This is a genomic window from Paracoccus sp. (in: a-proteobacteria), from assembly GCF_035556475.1.
In the GTDB taxonomy this organism is placed as follows: domain Bacteria; phylum Pseudomonadota; class Alphaproteobacteria; order Rhodobacterales; family Rhodobacteraceae; genus Paracoccus.
The window spans coordinates 25013-43651 of sequence record NZ_DATMFA010000100.1; the positions used below are offsets into that span (position 1 = coordinate 25013).

The 18639-nt window shown below is 68.2% G+C and carries 20 protein-coding genes; 12 read left to right on the top strand and 8 right to left on the bottom strand.

Translation table 11 applies throughout. From position 1 onward, the window contains the following. Nucleotides 1-53: 53 nt before the first annotated feature. Nucleotides 54-902 (bottom strand): LysR family transcriptional regulator, encoded by an 849-nt coding sequence (locus VNQ78_RS13305; protein ID WP_325690513.1) that lies wholly within the window; start codon nucleotides 900-902, stop codon nucleotides 54-56. Between the two features lie 97 nt (nucleotides 903-999). Between VNQ78_RS13305 and VNQ78_RS13310 the strand changes: the two genes are divergently transcribed. Continuing rightward, nucleotides 1000-1587, top strand: a complete 588-nt coding sequence (locus tag VNQ78_RS13310; protein ID WP_325690515.1) for an FMN-dependent NADH-azoreductase — start codon at nucleotides 1000-1002, stop codon at nucleotides 1585-1587. A gap of 107 nt (nucleotides 1588-1694) precedes the next feature. On the opposite strand, the gene VNQ78_RS13315 is transcribed toward VNQ78_RS13310, so the two are convergent. From VNQ78_RS13315 to VNQ78_RS13345, 7 genes are read right to left on the bottom strand one after another with little or no spacing between them, the layout of a single operon-like run. Further along, nucleotides 1695-2876 (bottom strand): hypothetical protein, encoded by a 1182-nt coding sequence (locus tag VNQ78_RS13315; protein ID WP_325690517.1) that lies wholly within the window; start codon nucleotides 2874-2876, stop codon nucleotides 1695-1697. Next, nucleotides 2870-3475: a hypothetical protein gene (locus tag VNQ78_RS13320; RefSeq protein WP_325690518.1), complete on the bottom strand. Its 606-nt coding sequence runs from the start codon at nucleotides 3473-3475 to the stop codon at nucleotides 2870-2872. The genes VNQ78_RS13315 and VNQ78_RS13320 overlap by 7 nt, the downstream gene beginning before the upstream one ends. Then, the gene (locus tag VNQ78_RS13325) at nucleotides 3472-4335 is read right to left on the bottom strand and encodes a vWA domain-containing protein (RefSeq protein WP_325690520.1); all 864 of its coding nucleotides are present in this window, start codon (nucleotides 4333-4335) and stop codon (nucleotides 3472-3474) included. Before VNQ78_RS13325 ends, VNQ78_RS13320 begins: the two co-directional genes overlap by 4 nt. Beyond that, nucleotides 4332-5255 (bottom strand): VWA domain-containing protein, encoded by a 924-nt coding sequence (locus tag VNQ78_RS13330; RefSeq protein ID WP_325690522.1) that lies wholly within the window; start codon nucleotides 5253-5255, stop codon nucleotides 4332-4334. The genes VNQ78_RS13325 and VNQ78_RS13330 overlap by 4 nt, the downstream gene beginning before the upstream one ends. After that, on the bottom strand, nucleotides 5255-5566 hold the full coding sequence (locus tag VNQ78_RS13335; protein ID WP_325690524.1) for a hypothetical protein: 312 nt from the start codon (nucleotides 5564-5566) through the stop codon (nucleotides 5255-5257). The genes VNQ78_RS13330 and VNQ78_RS13335 overlap by 1 nt, the downstream gene beginning before the upstream one ends. Nucleotides 5567-5570: 4 nt before the next feature. Further along, the gene (locus VNQ78_RS13340; RefSeq protein WP_325690526.1) at nucleotides 5571-6428 is read right to left on the bottom strand and encodes a DUF58 domain-containing protein; all 858 of its coding nucleotides are present in this window, start codon (nucleotides 6426-6428) and stop codon (nucleotides 5571-5573) included. Next, nucleotides 6422-7384, bottom strand: coding sequence for a MoxR family ATPase (locus VNQ78_RS13345; RefSeq protein WP_325690528.1), 963 nt, complete (start codon nucleotides 7382-7384; stop codon nucleotides 6422-6424). The genes VNQ78_RS13340 and VNQ78_RS13345 overlap by 7 nt, the downstream gene beginning before the upstream one ends. A gap of 327 nt (nucleotides 7385-7711) precedes the next feature. On the opposite strand from VNQ78_RS13345, the gene VNQ78_RS13350 reads away from it, so the two are divergent. From VNQ78_RS13350 to VNQ78_RS13400, 11 genes are all read left to right on the top strand, one after another. Further along, complete coding sequence (locus VNQ78_RS13350) at nucleotides 7712-8476, top strand: GntR family transcriptional regulator (protein ID WP_325690530.1); 765 nt, start codon at nucleotides 7712-7714, stop codon at nucleotides 8474-8476. A gap of 61 nt (nucleotides 8477-8537) precedes the next feature. Next, complete coding sequence (locus VNQ78_RS13355) at nucleotides 8538-9719, top strand: ABC transporter substrate-binding protein (RefSeq protein ID WP_325690532.1); 1182 nt, start codon at nucleotides 8538-8540, stop codon at nucleotides 9717-9719. A gap of 80 nt (nucleotides 9720-9799) precedes the next feature. Further along, nucleotides 9800-10654: a branched-chain amino acid ABC transporter permease gene (locus tag VNQ78_RS13360; protein ID WP_325690534.1), complete on the top strand. Its 855-nt coding sequence runs from the start codon at nucleotides 9800-9802 to the stop codon at nucleotides 10652-10654. 10 nt (nucleotides 10655-10664) lie between these two features. After that, on the top strand, nucleotides 10665-11699 hold the full coding sequence (locus VNQ78_RS13365) for a branched-chain amino acid ABC transporter permease (protein WP_325690536.1): 1035 nt from the start codon (nucleotides 10665-10667) through the stop codon (nucleotides 11697-11699). Then, on the top strand, nucleotides 11696-12448 hold the full coding sequence (locus VNQ78_RS13370) for an ABC transporter ATP-binding protein (protein WP_325690538.1): 753 nt from the start codon (nucleotides 11696-11698) through the stop codon (nucleotides 12446-12448). The genes VNQ78_RS13365 and VNQ78_RS13370 overlap by 4 nt, the downstream gene beginning before the upstream one ends. Further along, nucleotides 12441-13160, top strand: a complete 720-nt coding sequence (locus VNQ78_RS13375; RefSeq protein WP_325690540.1) for an ABC transporter ATP-binding protein — start codon at nucleotides 12441-12443, stop codon at nucleotides 13158-13160. Before VNQ78_RS13370 ends, VNQ78_RS13375 begins: the two co-directional genes overlap by 8 nt. Further along, the gene (locus VNQ78_RS13380; RefSeq protein ID WP_325690543.1) at nucleotides 13157-14347 is read left to right on the top strand and encodes a cytochrome P450; all 1191 of its coding nucleotides are present in this window, start codon (nucleotides 13157-13159) and stop codon (nucleotides 14345-14347) included. The genes VNQ78_RS13375 and VNQ78_RS13380 overlap by 4 nt, the downstream gene beginning before the upstream one ends. A gap of 11 nt (nucleotides 14348-14358) precedes the next feature. Continuing rightward, the gene (locus VNQ78_RS13385; RefSeq protein WP_325690546.1) at nucleotides 14359-15543 is read left to right on the top strand and encodes a cytochrome P450; all 1185 of its coding nucleotides are present in this window, start codon (nucleotides 14359-14361) and stop codon (nucleotides 15541-15543) included. 26 nt (nucleotides 15544-15569) lie between these two features. Beyond that, nucleotides 15570-15890 carry a 2Fe-2S iron-sulfur cluster-binding protein gene (locus VNQ78_RS13390; protein WP_325690548.1) on the top strand — a complete coding sequence of 107 codons (321 nt, stop codon included), beginning with the start codon at nucleotides 15570-15572 and terminating at the stop codon, nucleotides 15888-15890. 10 nt (nucleotides 15891-15900) lie between these two features. Further along, nucleotides 15901-17115 (top strand): NAD(P)/FAD-dependent oxidoreductase, encoded by a 1215-nt coding sequence (locus VNQ78_RS13395; RefSeq protein ID WP_325690550.1) that lies wholly within the window; start codon nucleotides 15901-15903, stop codon nucleotides 17113-17115. 205 nt (nucleotides 17116-17320) lie between these two features. After that, complete coding sequence (locus VNQ78_RS13400) at nucleotides 17321-18619, top strand: hypothetical protein (RefSeq protein ID WP_325690552.1); 1299 nt, start codon at nucleotides 17321-17323, stop codon at nucleotides 18617-18619. Nucleotides 18620-18639: the final 20 nt, after the last annotated feature.

An 18639-nucleotide genomic window follows, 5' to 3' on the forward strand; every position in this document is an offset into this window, starting at 1 on the left:
CTGCGAGATGCTGGCCGGGTGCTGGGTCAGCTTGGTCACGCTGCCGCCCAGCCTCATCCGCTGTCCTTCAGCGCCTTCAGGACCGCCTGAACCTTGGGCGTGCGGTGCAGGTCGACATGGCTGACAAGCCAGAGTTGCGAGCGCCATTCCGGCAGGGTCATCACCTCGACCAGCCCGGCGGCCTGACCGGTCAGCAGCCAGCCCAGCCCCAGCCCCGCGCGGATCGCGGCGGCGCGCGCATCGCCGTCATTGCTGGCCATGACGATCGCGGCTTCGGGCAGATGCTCGGCCATCCAGCGCGAATGCGGGGCGCGCGCGCTCTCATAGCCCGGCACGATGAAGGCGTGGCCCGAGAGGTCGCGCACCGGCCCGTGCCGGTCCAGATAGGCTTGAGCCGCATAAAGCCGGCCCTCAAGCTGGCACATGGGGGTGACGACATAGTCAGGCTCGGTCGGGCGGGCGCCTGCCCGGATCGCGACATGCGCCTCGCCCGCATCCAGCCGGTAAAGGCGCAGGTCGGTGACATAGTTCAGCCGCAGGCCCGAATGCAGCGCCAGCATCGCGGTCAGGCGCGGCATCACCAGATCCGACAGCCCCGGCAGCGAGGTCACGGTGATCTCGCCCTCGATCAGATCCCGCGTGCCGGCGATCCGCGAGGCCATCTGGGCAAAGCGCGCCTCGGCGGCGGTGGCGGCGTCCAGAAGCAGCCGCCCGGCCTCGGTCAGGGCATAGCCGCGCGGGTGGCGCTGGAACAGCCGCGCGCCCAGCCGCGCCTCCAGCGCGTCGATGCGCCGGATCACCGTCGCATGATGGACGCCCAGAAGATCGGCGGCGCCGCTGACCGTGCCGGCGCGGGCCACGGTCATCGCCGCGCGGATATCGTCCCAGTTCTGGTCGTCCATTGTGCGTCCATGCACAGTTGATGCGCGATTATCCCTCTTTTGTTCATCCATGCAAAGTCCTATCTCCCTTTTCGACATTCGAACACGGGAAGCCGAAATGAACATTCTCCATATCGACAGCGCGATCACCGGCGACACCTCGGTTTCGCGTCAACTGACCGCCGAGATCGTGGCCAAGCTGAAGGCCGAGCGCCCGGACGCCACCGTCACCTATCGCGACCTTGCCGAAGGCGTTCCCGCCATCGACAATGACTGGTTCCACGCCGTTCGCCTGAATCCGGAAAACCCGACCGCCGACCAGCAGGCGCTGATCGCGACCTCGAACGCCTATCTGAAAGAGGTGCAGGACGCCGATGTGGTCGTTCTTGGCCTGCCGATCTACAACTTCACCGTGACCGCGCAGCTCAAGAACTGGTTCGACCAGATCGCCCGCGCCGGCCTCAGCTTCCGCTATACCGCCGAAGGCCCCGAGGGCCTGCTGAAAGGCAAGCGCGCCATCATCGCCTATGCCGCCGCCGGCACGCCCTTCGGCTCGGAACTCGACTTCGCTTCGGGTTATGTCCGCCACATCCTGGGCTTCATGGGCATCACCGATGTCGAATTCGTCCCGGCCGACCGGCTGGCCTTCGACCGCGAGGGCGGGCTTGCCCGCGCCAAGGAAGCGCTGGACAAGATCGCGGCCTGATCCGGCCAAGCCAGCCAGATGCGACAAACGGGGCGGTCCACCGGCATGTGGGCCGCCCTTGCGATTCATCCCCCGACGCGGCCGTTACGCCCGGCGACCTCATGCGGCTAGTTCGCGTGTGACCCCTGACCGGACGGTTCGGCTTTGCCATTCGCGCGTGGTGGTCGCCGGGTCAGTTCGCTCAGGAACCGCTCCCGGTCGAGATCTCCCTCGCCCGGCGCATAGATCGCCGCGTCGAGCCGGTGCAGGGCGGCGGGATCGACGTTCCGGCCGCGGTCCCGTTCATATCCCGCATAGGCCAGCGCGACCCGGCGCAACTCGGGCAGGTCCGCACGCGACGCCGCCTCGCGCAGGGCGGCCCGGTGCGGATTGGGCCGCCAGCGCCGCAGGTGCGGCCCACGCCACCCCTTGCGGTAAAGGGCAAGCCCCAGCGCTATCGCTACGCCTGCCAGCAGGACGAGCAATTGCGGCCAGCGCGCGCCGGGGCCCGATACGCCGCCCACATTCGCGCCGACCTGACCATAGCCGAAGATCACCGGCTGGGTGATCGCCCCCCGCATCTCGCGCTTGGCCAGATCGAACCACGAGAAGCGCATCGGCGGCAATGTCCCCTGCTCGCCCGTGATGGGGCGCAGGCTCCACTCCCATTGCACGAAGGCCAGCGGGCCGCGCTCGGTCAGCCGCGTCTCGCGCTTTTCGGGGGCGGTGAAGCTGATCAGCCACTTCTCGCGCAGCTCAGGCCGGGGCGGCAGCAGATGCGCCATGGTCTCCTCGGCGGTGATGGTGATACGGCGCTGGATGGTCTCATCGTCGCGGATGCGGGCCGGGTCGCCGGAAAGCTCGTCCGTGACCTTGAGGTTCCGCGCCGCCAGCGGCAGGCCCGGCGCCGGATAGGGCGTGATCGCGATCGAAACCGGCGGGGCCTCGATCGCCACCTCGGTCCGGGTTCCGCCATCGGCCTTGGTCAGGTGATGCGTGACCGGGCCGATCACCAGACGGCCGGGCTGGCGGGGAAAGATGGCGATCTGCCGCTCGAACACGCGGCGGAGCAGGCCGCCCACCCGTTCCTCGCGCCAGTCATCGGGCCGGAGCTGCATCCAGTCATAGCCGGGCGCGTCGGGAAAGGTCATGTCCTCCAGCGCGATAAAGCCGTCATATTCACCCCGAACGGTCAGGTGGATCATCTCTCCGACCACGGGGCGGGTATCGGGCAGGATAAGGCGCAAACTGTCATCGGCCCACGCCGGGGCGGCGAGCAGCAAAAGCAGCAGAAGAAACCGGCCTACCATGGCTCGCCCTCGGCCGGGCGGATCAGGCCAAGCGCCGCGCGGCGGTCGAACTCGGCCCGGAGGCGCAGGCGCAAAAACTCGCCCGGATCGTCCGAGAGGGTGTCCAGCCATTCATCGCTGGCGGTGATGCCGCGGGCCTCGACATCGCGCTTCCAGTTGATCATCAGGACGCCCGAGGTCGTGGCCGCGGCGAGGCCCGAGGGGCCAAGCCCCCCTTTGGCGGCGATGCGGCCCGGAACGATGCTGTCCCCCTGCTCGGGCGGGATCATCGCATTGACCAGATCGCGGTTCTGCCGCGCCTCGGCATCGGCGGGATTGGCGAAAAGGACCGCGTCGAAATAGGCCCGCGACAGCGCATATTGCCCGGTCCCCGCAAGGCTCAATCCCCGGTTATAGGTCTGCGTCCGCCCGGATTGCGCGAAGGCGCGGTCGGCGGCCGCGAAATCGCCCGCGCGATAGAGGGCGAGGCCCCTTTCGGCCGGATCGCTCAGCAGATGCGAGGCCATGGCGGGCATCCCCGCCCAGAGCGCCAGCCGGCCCCATGCCTGCGGCCCGGCAAGCGCGACAAGGGCGAGGCCGAGGAGGAGAAGCCATTTCATGCCTGCCTCCGAAATTTCCACAGAAGCGGCAGCAGCGCCAGCGTCGCAAGCCACGGCCCGAGGTCGCGATATTGCAGCGCGACCGCCGCCGGATCGCGGCTGACCGCCGAATGGGAGAGCGAGGCGACGATGGGCGCGGCCTCGGTGCCGGGCAGCACGCGCTCGGCAATCCGTTCCAGCGCCGCCGCATCCGCGACCGGATCGCCCACGACGCTCAACGCCTGAACCCGCACGCCCCTTTCGCGCAGCCGTTCCGCCTCGCCCACCGCGGCGGCATCGACCCCGCCGCCATCCGAGATCAGGATCAGGTCGGCGCGGGCAAGACCCGCAAGCATCTGCCCCGCCAGCGCCAGCGCGGCCGAGGGGCTGCTGCTTTTGTCGGGCATCGTGTCCTGATCCAGCACCGAGATCACGCTTTCCAGCACACGCGGGTCGGCGGTCGGGGCGCTGGCGACATAGGCCTCGCCCGAATAGAGGATCAGCCCGACCGGGCGGCCCGCCAGACCCGCCATCACCTGCGCGGCAGCCGCCTGCGCATCGCCCAGCCCGGCCCGGACGACCGAGGCCGACATGTCCATCGCGATCACCACCGCATCGTTCTGGGCAAGGACCGGGGCATCGGGGCGCGGCACCGCCGGTCCGGCCAGCCCCAGCACCAGTGCCAGAGCCCCCCCAAAGGGCAAGAGCCGCACCCAACCCGGCGCGGCCCGCACCTGTCCCAGCGCAGCCAGCCCCGCCAGCATCTGCGGCGACAGCACGGCCTGCCAGCCGCCCGCATCCGGCCCGCGCCGCCGGACGGCCCAGACCAGCAGCGCAAGCGCCGGCAGCGCCATGAGCCACCAGGGACGCAGCAGGATCATGCCCGCCTCCAGCCAAGCAGCAGCAACAGAGCCAGCGCGAGGACCGCCGGCCACATCCAGAGGGATTGCCAGAAGCGCAGCGGCGGCCGCTCGCCGGGATTCGGCTCCAGCTGGTCGAGGGTCGCGGCCATCGCCTCCAGATCGCTCATCTGCCGCACGCGGAAGCTGGTCCCACCCGAGGCTTCGGCCACCTCGCGCAGGGTCTTGGCATCGACCGCATCGCGCGATCCCGGCGCGGTCTCCAGATCCTCGGGGCCAAGGGCGATGGTGTGGACGCGGATACCGTGGCGTGCGGCCAGACCCGCCGCATCGACCGCGCCGACCTTGCCCGAGGTGTCGATCCCGTCTGACAGCAGCACCACCACCCGCGTCGGCGCGTCACTCTCGGCCAGCCGCCGCATGGCAAGGCCGAGCCCGTCCGAGATCGCCGTCGCCCGCCCCGAAATGCCGATCTGCGCCTCGTCTATGGCGCGGCCGACGGCGGCGACGTCGAAGGTGACGGGCTGGGCGACATAGGCGCGCTCGCCAAAGACCACCAGCCCGATCCGGTCGCCGCTGCGCGCCTCGACAAAGCGCGAGGCCACGCGCCTGACCGCGTCGAGCCGCGAGATGGGCTGGCCGTCAAGGCTGAAATCCTCTTTCTCCATGCTGCCCGAGAGGTCGATCGCCAGCATGATGTCGCGCCCCGAGGCGCTGAGCAGCGCCGTCTGCCGGTCAAGCTGCGGCCCGGCAAGTGCCGTGACCAGCGCGACCCATGCCAGCCCGGCCAGCCAGCGGTCGCTGCGCGCGGGGCTGGGGACCGTGTCGCCAAAGACCTGCGGCGGCACGACAAGCCCGCCTTGCACCGGGACCGACGGCAGCAGCCGCATCAGCAAGGGCAGCGGCAGCATGAGGAAGGCCAGCGGAAAGGCAAAGCTCATCAGCGCCCGCGCCTCGCGATGCGTTCGATCCGGGCGGGCGAGGGGGGCGGGGCCGCGCCATAGGCGGCGGGGCGCAGGGCGGCGGGCAAGTGGCCAAGGATCCGCGCGATCGCGAGCAGCCGCTCCTGCGGCGGCAGGTGGCGGGTCAGCCGGATCCGCTCGGCCCGCGAGATGCGGGGCGCCAGCATCGGCGCCAGGATCAGGGCAAGGGCCGCGCCCAGCATCAGGCCCAGCCCGAACAGCGCGAGATATTCGGGCCATCCCGCGGTTTGCAGCGTCGGCGGCAGGCGCGACGGCGCAAGCCCCTGCATCAGCTCATCCGGCGTCATCGGCCGCGACCAGATCGGGATGCGCGCCCAATATGCGCAGATGCGCCAGCCAGGGCTGCGGGTCGTGTCGGGACAGTCGCCCGTGCCGGCTGTGGCTGCCATCGCTGACGGCCAGCAGGTCCGGCGGCGGCGCGACTTCTGCCGGATCGAGGATCACATGCACCTCCAGCCGACGCCCCTGCGCCAGCCGCATCAAGGCGGCGTCGGCCCCGGCCGTGCCCTCGGGACCGGTCGCCAGATGCACGCGGCTGCCAGCGGGCACCATGCGCATCGCCCGCGCGAAGGCGGGTGCGAGGCCGGTCGTGACCTTGCCCCGCCGCATCAGCGCCGCGTCATGGGCCTGCGCCATCGCGACGGCAATCGCCCGCATCTGCCCGCTGCCCGAGGCCGGGTTCAGCGCCACCGGGCCGTCATCCCCGATGACCAGCAGCCCGACCGAGCTGCCGCGCCCGACCGCGCGCCAGCCCAGCATCGCCAGATGCCGCGCCGCCCGGACCGAGCGGAGCGCGCTTCCCGTTCCCCAGAGCGCGCCCTGACGGAAATCGGCGATCAGCAGGGTGCTGTCATCGCGATCCTCGTGAAAGCTGCGGACATGAAGCTGGCCAGTGCGCGCGGTCGCGGCGGGATCGATGCGGCGCAGGTCGTCGCCCTCGGCAAAGGCGCGGATCTCGCGCAGGTCCATGCCATGCCCGGCGATGCGGGCGGGGATGGCGCCCGGCCGGCGGCTGGCCGGTTGCTGGCGCGGCATCCGGGCCAGCGGACGCAGGGCCATCAGCTCGGCCGCGGTCAGGCGCAGGCCGGGACGGTCCAGCGCCGGAGGAATGCCTGCCGCTGCCCCTACCACGGGCGCACCACGCCAAGGGCATCGGCGATCAGGCTGCGGCCCGTCCGCCCCTCGCCCTGTGCCTGCCAGCTTGGGGTCAGGCGATGGGCCAGAGCGTCCACGGCCAGTTCCTCGACATCCTCGGGCAGGCCGTGGTCGCGCCCGCACATCCAGGCCCGCGCCCGGACCGCCGAGGCCAGCGCCAGCGTCCCGCGGGGCGAGACCGGATGCTCGACCCAGTCATGGACCGCGCCGCCCTGCCGCGTGGCCATGACCAGCCGGACGATGAAATCCTTGAGCGCGGGAGCAAGATGGACGGCCGCGACCTGATGCTTGGCGGCATGGATCTGCGCCTCCGAGATCAGGCCCGCCACGGCAGGGGGCGGGGTCAGCGTCTCGCTCTCGACCAGATCGAGGATGCCGCGCTCGGCCTCGGCATCGGGCAGGTCGAGGCTCAGATGCAGCAGGAAGCGGTCCATCTGCGCCTCGGGTAAGGGAAATGTCCCCTCATGCTCGATCGGGTTCTGGGTCGCAACGACCATGAACGGATCGGGCAGGGGACGGGTGGTGCCGCCGGTCGTCACCTGGTTCTCGGCCATGGCCTCCAGCAGCGCCGATTGCACCTTGGGCGGCGCGCGGTTGATTTCATCCACCAGCACCAGAGAATGAAAGATCGGGCCGGGCAGAAAGTCGAAGCCGCCGCTTTCGGCGCGAAAGACCTGGGTTCCGGTCAGGTCCGAGGGCAGCAGGTCCGGCGTCGACTGGATCCGCGCGTGACTGCCCGAAAGGCTTGCGGCCAGCCGCTTGACGGCCCGGGTCTTGGCGATGCCGGGCGGCCCCTCCAGCAGGACATGGCCGCCGGCAAGCAGGGCGATCACCAGCCGTTCGGCAAGCCTTTCATGCCCGACAAGCCCCTGCGCAACGCCCTGCGCCAGACGCGCCACCGCCTGCGCGTCCACATGTTCCAGATGCGACATTTCTCTTCTCCCTGCGGGAACGCTGGCCCGAGTCCGGGTTTTCGCCAAGCCGAATAGCCGTTTCTACGACCAAGGACTGAGGGCCGGCGCGGATGGCCGCCGCTGCCTTCGGAATGGGCGGCGCGGGCGGGAACGGCCCCGCTCAAGGCATCCTGCCGCTTTTTCCGGGTCTTGGCCGGCCTGACCGCGCTTGGCGAGGTGTTTGAGTGTATACAGCGATTTTGGACATATCTCAAAAATCTACGACTTAAGGATGAGAAAACACAGATTCTCTTTCTGCTCGCTCGCGGCGTTGTATACATGCACTCGAGGAGTGAGGAATTTGCGATGGATCGAGCAGAGCAGATCGGGGCAGGGCAGAACCAGACCGTTCGCGCGGCCATGACCCTGCGCGACATGATCATCGGCGGCAAGTTGCAGCCTGATCTGCGCTATACCGAGACGCAGCTTGCCGGGATGCTGTCCATGTCGCGCACCCCGATCCGCGCCGCGCTTCAGCGCATGACGGACGAAGGGCTGCTGACCCAGCAGGCCGCGGGCGGCTATGTCATCCGCCAGCTGTCTCCGGTCGAAATCGGCGAGACCATCGAGTTGCGCGGCACGCTGGAGGGGCTTTGCGCCCGGTTTCTGGCCGAGCGCGGCGCGCCGCAGGAGGTGCTGAACCAGCTTCGCGGGATTCTGGCAAAGCTGGACACGCTTCTCGAGGACGACAATTTCGACCGCAGCCACCTGCCGAATTACGAGCGTCTGAACGCGCAGTTCCATCGGGTGCTGGTCGAGGGCACCGGCTCGTCGCTGTTGATCCAGGAGATCGAGCGGGCGAACAACCGTCCCTTCGCCTCGGCCAGCTCGCTGGTCGGCATGTATGAAAGCGACCGGGCCGCGCGCCAGCATCTGCGCATCGGCCAGGACCACCATCGCACCGTGATCGAGGCCATTGCCGCACGCCAGAGCGCGCGAGCCGAGGCGATCATGCGCGAACACGCGCGGCTGTCGCTGCGCAACCTGACGCGCGCCGTGGAATCCAGCCGTCTGCTGGACCAGATCCGCGGCGCGAGCCTGATCCGGCAACCGGGGGACGAACCCGGCTGATCGACCCACCAAGTCAACGGCAGCAAAGGGAGGCTGCCGCAACCACAGGGAGGAACTACCGATGCAAAGACGAAGCCTGCTGCTGGGCGCAGTCCTGGCGGCCTCGACCGCGCTTGCCGGAATGCCGGCGCTTGCCGCCGGGGGCGAGCCCTTCAAGGTCGGGCTGATCCTGCCGATGACCGGCGCCTTCGCCTCGACCGGGCGGCAGATCGAGGCGGCCGCGAAGCTTTATATCGCCGAGCATGGCGACGAGGTCGCGGGCCGCAAGATCGAGCTGATCGTCAAGGATGATGCCGGGGTCGCGGATACCACGAAGCGCGTCGCCCAAGAACTGATCGTGCGCGACAAGGTCGGCGTCGTCGCCGGGTTCGGCCTGACGCCGCTCGCGATGGCGACCGCGCCGCTCGCCTCGCGCGCCAAGGTGCCGGCGGTGGTGATGGCGGCGGCGACTTCGTCGATCACCGAGGCCTCGCCCTATGTCGTACGCACCAGCTATACCACGCCGCAGGTCACCTCGAAGATCGCGGAATGGGCGGCGCAGCAGGGGATCAAGCGCGCGATCACCGTGGTCTCGGACTATGGCCCCGGCGTCGATGCCGAGAAAACCTTCGTCGCCAGTTTCGGCGCGGCGGGGGGCGAGGTGCCGCAGACCCTGCGCGTGCCGCTGCAGAACCCCGATTTCTCGCCCTTCCTGCAAAAGGTCGTGGATGCGAAGCCCGATGCGATCTTTGTCTTCGTGCCCTCGGGCGTCGGCGCGCAGTTCATGAAGCAATTTGTCGAACGCGGCCTCGACAAGTCGGGCGTCAAGCTGCTGGCCGATGGCGGCATCACCGATGATGACATCCTGAACGGCATGGGCGACCCGGCGCTGGCCGCGATCACCGGCTTCCATTACTCGGCCGCCCATGACAGCGACGCGAACCGCGCCTTTGTCGAGGCCTTCCAAAGCGCCAATAACGGGATGCGCCCGAACTTCATGGCCGTCGGCGGCTATGACGGGATGCACGCGATCTATGCGGCGCTGGAAAAGACCGGCGGCGACAGCGATGGCGACAAGCTGATCGAGGCGATGAAGGGTCTCGCCTGGGAAAGCCCGCGCGGACCGGTCAGCCTCGATCCCGAAACCCGCGACATCGTCCAGAACGTCTATCTGCGCCGGGTCGAGCGTCGGGACGACCAGCTCTGGAACGTCGAGTTCGAAACCTTCGAAGCGGTGAAGGATCCCGGCAAGACCGGTTCCTGATCCCCAAGCCAATCGCAGGGAACCCGACCCGCGCGGCCAAGCTGCGCGGGACCGGGGACTGCATGCCAGGGAATGCGCCCATGCTGACCATCCTGATCGACGGCATCGCCTATGGAATGCTGCTTTTCGTCATGGCCTCGGGACTGGCCGTGACGTTGGGGCTGATGAATTTCGTGAACCTCGCCCACGGTGCCTTCGCCATGATCGGGGGCTATGTCACAGCGCTGGCCGTGAACCGGCTGGGCGTGCCCTTCGTGCTGACGCTGCCGCTGGCCTTTCTGGTCCCCGCCCTTGTCGGCGTGGTGGCCGAGCGCACGCTTTACGCGCGGCTCTACCGGCGCAGCCATCTGGATCAGGTGCTGTTCTCGATCGCGCTGGTCTTCATGGCAGTCGCGGCGGCGGATTGGAGCCTCGGCTCCAGCCAGATGTTGATTTCGCTGCCCGGCTGGCTTCAGGGCCGGTTCGAGGTCGCGGGCGTCGATATCGGCCGCTACCGCGCCTTCCTCATCGTGGTCTGCGCGGCGCTGGTCGTCGGGCTGCAACTGGTGCTGACCCGCACCGCCTTTGGCGCAAGGCTGCGCGCCGCGGTCGATGACCAGCGCGCCGCGCGCGGGCTGGGGATCAATGTCGGCGGCATCTTCGCCGCGACCTTTGCCGTCGGTTCCGGCCTTGCCGGTCTGGGCGGGGCGCTGGGGATCGAGATCATGGGCCTCGACCCGACATTCCCGCTGAAGATCATGGTCTATGTGCTGATCGTCGTCACCATCGGCGGCACCGCGACCCTGACCGGACCGTTCCTTGCCGCCCTGATCATCGGCACCGCCGATGTCGCCGGGAAATACTACATCCCCGAGCTTGGCGCCTTCCTGATCTATCTGCTGATGATCGCGCTTCTGATCCTGCGCCCGCAGGGCCTTATCGCCCCCGCCCGCTGAGGAGATGCTGATGACCTATACCACCCTTTCCTCTGCCGGCAGCGCGACGCCGCCCGAAACCGAACGGCGGGCCAGCCGCGACCTGATGCGGCGCGTGCGCTGGAAACCGGCCGAGATCGTCTTCTGGCTGGTGGCCGCCGCCAGCTTCTTCCTGTTGCCCGAGCGTCATCTGCTGCTGTCCGAGATCGTGATCCTCGGCCTCTTCGCGCTGTCGCTGGACCTGATCATCGGCTATGCGGGCGTGGTCTCGCTGGGACATGGCGCGTTCTTCGGGCTGGGGGCCTATGCGGCGGGGCTGACCTCGATCCACCTGACGGGCGAGCCGCTGACCGGGCTTGCGATCGGCGGGCTGGCGGCGGGGCTGCTGGGCCTGCTGACCGGGCCGCTTTTGCTGCTGCGCGCCTCGGACCTGACGCGGCTGATGGTGACGCTGGGCATCGCCATGCTGCTGCTTGAGGCCGCGAACCGCGCGGCCTGGCTGACGGGCGGCGCGGACGGATTGCAGGGCGTGATGATCGACCCGCTTTTCGGCCGGTTCGAGTTCGACCTCTTCGGCACCACCGCCTATGCCTATTGCCTTGTCGTGACCTTCGTGACCTTCCTGATCGCGCGCCGTGTCGTCAGTTCGCCTTATGGGCTGTCGCTCAGGGCCATCCGCGACAATGCCCTGCGCGCGCGCAGCATGGGCATCCCGGTCGGGCCGCGCATCCTGGGGATCTATGCCTTTTCGGCGCTGATCGCGGGACTTGCGGGCGCGCTGCTGACGCAGACGACGATGTTCGTGTCGCTGGATGTGCTGGCCTTTCACCGTTCGGCCGATGTGCTGCTGGTCTTGGTCCTCGGCGGGGTCGGCTATCTTTACGGCGGGCTGGTCGGCGCCATCGTCTTCAAGCTGTTGCAGGACTGGTTCTCGGCCATCACGCCGGAATACTGGATGTTCTGGATGGGGCTGGTGCTGCTGGTCGTCGTGCTGATCGGCCGCGACCGGATCGACGCCGCGCCGCGCGCCCTTTTGCGCCGCATCCGTGGGGAGGGCCGGGCATGACCGCCGCGCTGGAAACCATCGCGCTGGAAAAGCGCTTCGGCGGGCTGGTCGCGACCGACAAGGTCTCGCTGACGCTGGAGCAGGGCGCGCGCCATGCGCTGATCGGACCGAACGGCGCGGGCAAGACCACCTTCGTCAACCTGCTGACCGGGGTTCTGCCCGCCAATGGCGGCAAGATCCTGCTGGACGGGCAGGACGTTACGGCCAAGAACCAGATCCAGCGCGCCCGTCTGGGGATGGGCCGGACCTTCCAGATCAACCAGCTTTTCGGAGAGATGACGCCGGTTGAATCGCTTGGCCTCGCTGTCTCGGAGCGCATGGGGGGCGGGGCGGATTTCTGGCGCCGGATCGGCACCCGCGCCGACATCATGGCCGAGATCACCTGCCTGATCGAGCGGTTTCGCCTGACCGAGGTGATGGATCATCCGACCCGGCTTTTGCCCTATGGCAAGCAGCGCCTGCTGGAGATTGCGCTGGCGCTGGCCTCGAAACCGCGGGTGCTGCTGCTGGACGAACCCGCAGCCGGCGTCCCCGAGGCCGAACGGGGCGAGCTGCTGGAAACGCTGGCCGAATTGCCGCGCGAGGTTTCGATCCTGCTGATCGAGCACGACATGGATCTGGTCTTTGCCTTTGCCGAGCGCATCACCGTGCTGGTGAACGGGGCGCTTTTCGCCAGCGGCTCGGTGGCCGAGATCATGGCCGATCCCCGCGTGCAGGCCGTCTATCTGGGGAGCAGTGAACATGCCTGAGCTTCTGACCATCCAGAACCTGCGCGCCGGTCATGGCGACGCCGTGGTCATCCCCGGCCTGAGCCTGAACCTGGCCGAGGGCGAGGCGCTGGCGATCCTTGGCCGGAACGGCGTCGGCAAGACCACGCTTCTGGACAGCATCATCGGCGTCACACGCCGCTTTGGCGGCACGCTGTCGCTGGCGGGGCGCGACATCACCGCCCTGCCGCCCGAGGCGCGGGCGCGCGCGGGCATCGGCTGGGTGCCGCAGGAGCGCAACATCTTCCGGTCCCTGACGGTCGAGGAAAACCTGACCGCGACCGCGCTGCCCGGCAAATGGACGCTGGCCCGCATCTACGAGATGTTCCCCCGCCTCGAGGAGCGGCGCGGCAATATGGGCGGGCAGCTTTCGGGGGGCGAACAGCAGATGCTGGCCGTGGGCCGCGCATTGATGCTGAACCCGCGTCTGCTGCTTCTGGACGAGCCGACCGAGGGGCTGGCCCCGATCATCGTCGAGCAATTGCTGACCTCGATCCGCCGCATCATCCGCGAGGACGGGATGGCGACGATCATCGTCGAGCAGCATGCCCGCAAGATCCTGAAAGTCACCGATCGCGCCCTGATCCTCGATCGTGGCGAGATCGTCCACCAAGCGCCAAGCGCCGATCTGCTGGCTGACCCCGGACCTCTGGAACAGCATCTCGGCGTGATCGCGAAAGGAGCCGCCGCATGAGCCTCGATACCCTGCCGCTTCCGCATTCCGATCTGGACCCGTTCAGCATCGCGTTCTTCGACGATCCCTTTCCCGATCACGAAAGGCTGCGCGAGGCCGGGCCGGTGGTCTGGCTGGAACGCTATGGCATCTACGGCGTCGCCCGCTACGCCGAGGTGCATCAGGTTCTGAACGACTGGGCGACCTTCTGTTCCTCGCGCGGGGTGGGGCTTCAGGATTTCAGCCGCGAAAAGCCGTGGCGTCAGCCCAGCCTCGTCCTCGAAACCGATCCGCCCGAACATGACCGCGCCCGCAAGGTGCTGGCCCGCGTGCTGTCGCCCGTCACCATGCGCGAATTGCGCGACGGCTTTGCCGAGGCTGCGGATGCGCTGCTGCGCGGCGTCATCGGGCGCGAGATCGACGGCATGGCCGATCTGGCGGAGGCTTTCCCCCTGTCGGTCTTTCCCGACCGGATCGGCCTTCGTCAGGACGGGCGCGAACACCTGCTGCCCTATGCCGGGCTCGCCTTCAACGCCTTCGGTCCCGACAACGCGCTGCGGCGCGAGGCGATGGACCGCGCCATGCCCCATGTCGCATGGGTGACGGAACAATGCCGGCGCGAGAACCTTGCCCCCGACAGCCTCGGCGCCCGCATCCATGCCGCCGCCGACACGGGCGAGATCACCTCGGACGAGGCGACGCTTCTGGTCCGATCACTGCTGACGGCGGGGATCGACACCACGGTCAACGGGATTGGCGCGGCGCTTTACTGCCTTGCGCGTTTCCCTGAGCAGTTTCAGGCATTGCGCGCCGATCCGAAGCTGGCCCGCAATGCCTTCGAGGAGGCGGTGCGCTTTGAAAGCCCGGTCCAGACCTTTTTCCGCACCACCACGCGCGAGGTCGAGCTGTCCGGCACCACCATCCCCGAAGGCGCGAAGGTGCTGATGTTCCTCGCCTCGGCCAATCGCGACCCGCGCCGCTGGGACCGGGCCGATGCCTATGACATCACCCGCAAGACCAGCGGCCATGTCGGCTTCGGCTCGGGCATCCACATGTGCGTGGGTCAGCTTGTCGCGCGCCTCGAGGGCGAGGTGGTGCTGGAGGCGCTGGCCCGCCATGCCACCTCGATCGAGATCACGGGCCAGCCGGTCCGCGCCTATAACAACACGCTGCGCGGGCTGAAAAGCCTGCCGCTGCGCATCTCGTAAGGAGTTCCACGATGCTGGACCATCAACTCGCGCCGCTGGACGAAGGGATCACCATCGACCAACTGACGGTCGCGCCCTATCCGATCTATCGCCGGCTGCGGGCCGAAGCGCCGGTGCTGCGCGTGAAATCGGTCGGGCGCACCTTTCTGACCAAGGCCGCGGATTGCAAATGGGTAAAAGACACGCCCGAGATCTTTTCCTCGGACGATCCGAACACGCCGATGAAACGCGCCTTTCTGGCCCATACGCTGATGCGCAAGGACGGCAAGGAGCATCTGGCCGAGCGCATGGCGATGGCCCCCGCCCTGATGCCCAAGACCATTCAGGAGGTCTGGGCGCCGCTTTATCGTCAATTCGCCGACGAATATCTGGACCGGTTGCCGGCGGGCGAGGTGGTGGACCTGCATCGCGACCTGTCGGCCCCGATCGCGGCGCGGATCCTTGCCCATATCCTCGGCATCCCCGAGGCGACGGACGAACAGATGATCTTCTGGTCGCAGGCGCTGATTGACGGCGCGGGGAATTTCGGCTGGCTGCCGGGACCGTTCGAGATCTCGGACCGGGCCAATGCGGAAATGGACCAACTGCTCGGCAAGGCCATCGCGCGGGTCCGGGCGGAACCCGACCGCTCGGCCCTGTCGGTCATGGTCAATGCCGAGAACCCGATCGCGGAAAGCCAGATCATCGCGAATATCAAGATCGCCATCGGCGGCGGCATCAACGAGCCGCGCGATGCGCTGTCAACGATCGTCTATGGCTTCCTGACCGAGCCGGGGCAGCTTGAGGAGGTGCGCCGCACCGCCAAATGGGGCGCGGCCTTCGAGGAGGGCATCCGCTGGGTCGCGCCGATCCAGGCCTCGTCCCGGCTGGTGATGGAGGATGTCGAGATCCGCGGCTTCCACATCCCCAAGGGCGATACGGTGATGACCCTCCAGGCCTCGGCCAATCACGACGAGGAGCTGTTCGACCACCCCGAGCGCTTCGACGTCTTCCGCGCCAAGAACCCGCATCAGGCCTTCGGCTCGGGCCCCCATCACTGCGGCGGCGCCCATATCGCCCGCCGGACCGTGGGCGCGATCATGCTGGAGGCGCTGTTCGAGCGTTTCCCGAACATGAGCCTGCCCGACCCCGAGGCCGTGCTGTGGCGCGGCTTCGGCTTCCGCGGGCCGATCAACCTGCCCGTCCGTCTGGGCTGACCCAGCAATACGCAAGGAGAGACTACATGAACATCACCTTCATTGCCGCCGATGGCACCGAGACCCGCATCGAGGTGGCCGAGGGCGAAAGCATCATGCGCGCCGCGGTCCAGAACGACGTGGACGGGATCATCGGCGAATGCGGCGGCTCGATGATGTGCGCGACCTGCCATTGCTATGTCGACGACGCCTGGGCCGATGCGGTCGGCCCGCAGGAGGATGGGGAAAGCGACCTTCTGGATTGCGCCGCGTCCGAGGTGAAGCCGACCAGCCGCCTGTCCTGCCAGATCAGGATGCGCCCCGAGCTGGACGGGCTGACCATCCACCTGCCGGAAGCCCAGTTGTAAGGAGGCAGGGATGGAGCGCATCGTCATCATCGGCACGGGGCAGGGCGGGCAGCAGATGGCGGCCAGCCTGCGGCAAGAGGGCTTCGCGGGCGAGATCCTGATGATCGGGGACGAGCCGGGGTTGCCCTATCAGCGCCCGCCTTTGTCCAAGGCCTATATGGCCAGCGGCGATGCGGCTGCCCTGACCCTGAAGCCCGCCAGCTTCTATGAGCGGTCCGAAATCACCCTTCGCGACACGACCCGCGTGGCCCGCATCGACCGCCTTGCGCGCGAGGTGGAGACCGAGGACGGCACGCGGCATGGCTATGACCATCTGGTGCTGGCGACGGGCGCGCGGAACTTTCGGCCCCCGGTGCCGGGGATCGACGCGCCGGGCACGGTCGAGCTGCGCACCCTTGCCGATGCCGAGGCTATCCGCCTTCGGCTGGCCGGCACGCGCCATGCCGTGGTCGTCGGCGGCGGCTTCATCGGGCTTGAATTCGCGGCGATGGCGCGTGCCGCAGGCGTCGCCGTCACGGTGGTCGAGGCCGCGCCTCGCCTGATGTCGCGCGCCCTGTCGCCGCAGATGTCCGGGCACTTTCTGGACCTGCATCGCCAGATGGGGACCGAGGTGGTGCTGGGCGCGATGGCCGCGCGGGTGCTGACCGATGCGCAGGGGCAGGCCTCGGGCGTGGCGCTGGCCGATGGGCGCGAGATTCTGGGCGACATGGTCCTGATCGCGACCGGAGTGCGTCCGAATGTCGAGCTTGCCGTCGAGGCCGGGCTGGACTGCGACAACGGCATTTCCGTGGATGGCGGGCTTGTGACCTCGGACCCGGCAATCTCGGCGCTTGGCGACGTAGCAAGCTTTCCGGGTCCGCTCGGCGCGCCTCTCCGGCTGGAATCGGTTCAGGCGGCGGTGGATCACGCCCGCCACATCGCGCGCCGGCTGGTCCGGGGCGAGGATGCGCCTTACTCGGCCGTGCCGTGGTTCTGGTCCGATCAGGGCAAGACCAAGCTGCAGATCGCCGGGCTGGGGCAGGGCGCCGATCAGGCAATCCTGCGCGACGAACCCACCGGCCCCACGGTCCTGCTGTTCGGACAAGGCAGGCTGCTGGCGGTCGAGACGGTGAACGCGCCGGGTATCCACATGGCGGGCCGCAAGTTGATCGGAATGCCGCTTGCCGAACTTCAGGCCCATGACCTCGACCTTCGGGCGGCGGCAAAGGCGGGGGCCGCGGCCTGACCGCCAGCCGGGCCAGAGGGTAGCTGCAGGGCCGCCCCCAGCTGCCGCGCCTGCGCACAGCTTCGGGTTTGAGAGGTGACGCCCGGCGGCTGGAGGACCGCCGGAAGGGCTACCGGGTTGCCACATCGGGTGCGAGCGGCCAGAATGGTCCCTGACGCCCCGGAAACAACGCAGCAGCAGGCCGGAGGTCTGTTGATCTGATACGATGCCCGAATCCCTGCATATCATGGGTGCCCATTTCAGGCTTGCGGCACGGCTTCTTCTGCGTTTCGGCGCGCCGCTGGGCGCCATCTGGATGGGCAGCTATCTGCTGAACATCCTGCTGCTGCGCGCCGCGGTCGAGATCGGCCTTGTCAGTCGCTTCGCGGGGCTGGTTGCGCTTGCTCCGATCATCCTGCTGCAACTGCTGGTCTTCGCGGCGATGTTCCTGGTTCTGCGCGACGGGCTGCCGCTGCTGCGGCATCGGCGAAGCTCGACCGCCGAGGACGCGGACGCGCCCGAAGCCGCCACGCCCCCCGAGCGCGGTTTTTTCGCCGCCGCGCTGCTTGCCGTCCTCATCCCGTTCTACGGCTATTATGCGGGCTGGGGGTTTCTTTCGAATACGCTGCGCGACTATTCGAAACTGTTTCTGGATACGCAGAACAGCCGGATCGACTTTCTGGCGCCCTCCGATAACGGACCGACGGCGCTGGAGGTGCAAAGCTCGTGGTGGATCGTCATTGCCGTTCTGCTGATCTGGCTGCTGCGCCACACCGCCAAGAAGCTGCACAAGAAGACCGGCAACCGTTTCTGGCCGCTGGTGATCGTGGCTTGCGAAACGGCTTGGGCACTGCTGGGCCTCTATCTGATCTCTGGCTGGAAGGATCAGCTTGTCGGATGGCTGGCAGAATTGCCGTCGCCGCGCGAGCTTCTGGATTACCTGATCCCCGCCGCGAATGCCGAAGTCACGAGTTCGGCCTCGCGCCCTATCGACTGGGCGCCGGAGTTCCAGCCGCTGCAATGGCTGAACGCGCTCTTCTGGTATTCGGCCCTGCCGCTGATCTGGTTCAACCTCGGCGCCATCATCTATGGCCATGACCTCGACCTGATGACGGATACGACCCGGCGCGTCACCGGCGGGATACTGAAACGCTGGACCGGCCTGCCAAAGCCGATCACGGATTTCCTCGGCTATTTCTGGGGCGGGACGGTGAAGCGCTGGCACGCGGTCGTGAACGGCGTCATGCTGGCCGCCTCGGCCGGTGTGGCGCTGACGGTCTCGGTCATCGTGCTGTGGCGGCTGGCCGATTATCTGGGCCGCTGGGCATGGGTCGGATCGGCGCAGCTTATTGGTCCGCAGGATCCGGCGGTCTGGCGTTTGCTGGAGCAGCCGCAGAATATCCTGTTCGGATTTCCCGGCCAGCCGCAGACCGGATTGATCGTCGTGGTCATCCAGTTCTGCATTCTGGCGGCTGGACTGGAACTTGCCGGACGCGCGCAACAGAAAGACGCTGCGGAGGCTTAGAAGCATCGAAAACCGGACGC

Bases quoted from the DNA above. Each gene is read 5' to 3' on its own strand.
- VNQ78_RS13305 (WP_325690513.1), bottom strand. From the start codon at position 902: ATGGACGACCAGAACTGGGACGATATCCGCGCGGCGATGACCGTGGCC.
- VNQ78_RS13310 (WP_325690515.1), top strand. From the start codon at position 1,000: ATGAACATTCTCCATATCGACAGCGCGATCACCGGCGACACCTCGGTT.
- VNQ78_RS13315 (WP_325690517.1), bottom strand. From the start codon at position 2,876: ATGGTAGGCCGGTTTCTTCTGCTGCTTTTGCTGCTCGCCGCCCCGGCG.
- VNQ78_RS13320 (WP_325690518.1), bottom strand. From the start codon at position 3,475: ATGAAATGGCTTCTCCTCCTCGGCCTCGCCCTTGTCGCGCTTGCCGGG.
- VNQ78_RS13325 (WP_325690520.1), bottom strand. From the start codon at position 4,335: ATGATCCTGCTGCGTCCCTGGTGGCTCATGGCGCTGCCGGCGCTTGCG.
- VNQ78_RS13330 (WP_325690522.1), bottom strand. From the start codon at position 5,255: ATGAGCTTTGCCTTTCCGCTGGCCTTCCTCATGCTGCCGCTGCCCTTG.
- VNQ78_RS13335 (WP_325690524.1), bottom strand. From the start codon at position 5,566: ATGCAGGGGCTTGCGCCGTCGCGCCTGCCGCCGACGCTGCAAACCGCG.
- VNQ78_RS13345 (WP_325690528.1), bottom strand. From the start codon at position 7,384: ATGTCGCATCTGGAACATGTGGACGCGCAGGCGGTGGCGCGTCTGGCG.
- VNQ78_RS13350 (WP_325690530.1), top strand. From the start codon at position 7,712: ATGGATCGAGCAGAGCAGATCGGGGCAGGGCAGAACCAGACCGTTCGC.
- VNQ78_RS13355 (WP_325690532.1), top strand. From the start codon at position 8,538: ATGCAAAGACGAAGCCTGCTGCTGGGCGCAGTCCTGGCGGCCTCGACC.
- VNQ78_RS13360 (WP_325690534.1), top strand. From the start codon at position 9,800: ATGCTGACCATCCTGATCGACGGCATCGCCTATGGAATGCTGCTTTTC.
- VNQ78_RS13365 (WP_325690536.1), top strand. From the start codon at position 10,665: ATGACCTATACCACCCTTTCCTCTGCCGGCAGCGCGACGCCGCCCGAA.
- VNQ78_RS13370 (WP_325690538.1), top strand. From the start codon at position 11,696: ATGACCGCCGCGCTGGAAACCATCGCGCTGGAAAAGCGCTTCGGCGGG.
- VNQ78_RS13375 (WP_325690540.1), top strand. From the start codon at position 12,441: ATGCCTGAGCTTCTGACCATCCAGAACCTGCGCGCCGGTCATGGCGAC.
- VNQ78_RS13380 (WP_325690543.1), top strand. From the start codon at position 13,157: ATGAGCCTCGATACCCTGCCGCTTCCGCATTCCGATCTGGACCCGTTC.
- VNQ78_RS13385 (WP_325690546.1), top strand. From the start codon at position 14,359: ATGCTGGACCATCAACTCGCGCCGCTGGACGAAGGGATCACCATCGAC.
- VNQ78_RS13390 (WP_325690548.1), top strand. From the start codon at position 15,570: ATGAACATCACCTTCATTGCCGCCGATGGCACCGAGACCCGCATCGAG.
- VNQ78_RS13395 (WP_325690550.1), top strand. From the start codon at position 15,901: ATGGAGCGCATCGTCATCATCGGCACGGGGCAGGGCGGGCAGCAGATG.
- VNQ78_RS13400 (WP_325690552.1), top strand. From the start codon at position 17,321: ATGCCCGAATCCCTGCATATCATGGGTGCCCATTTCAGGCTTGCGGCA.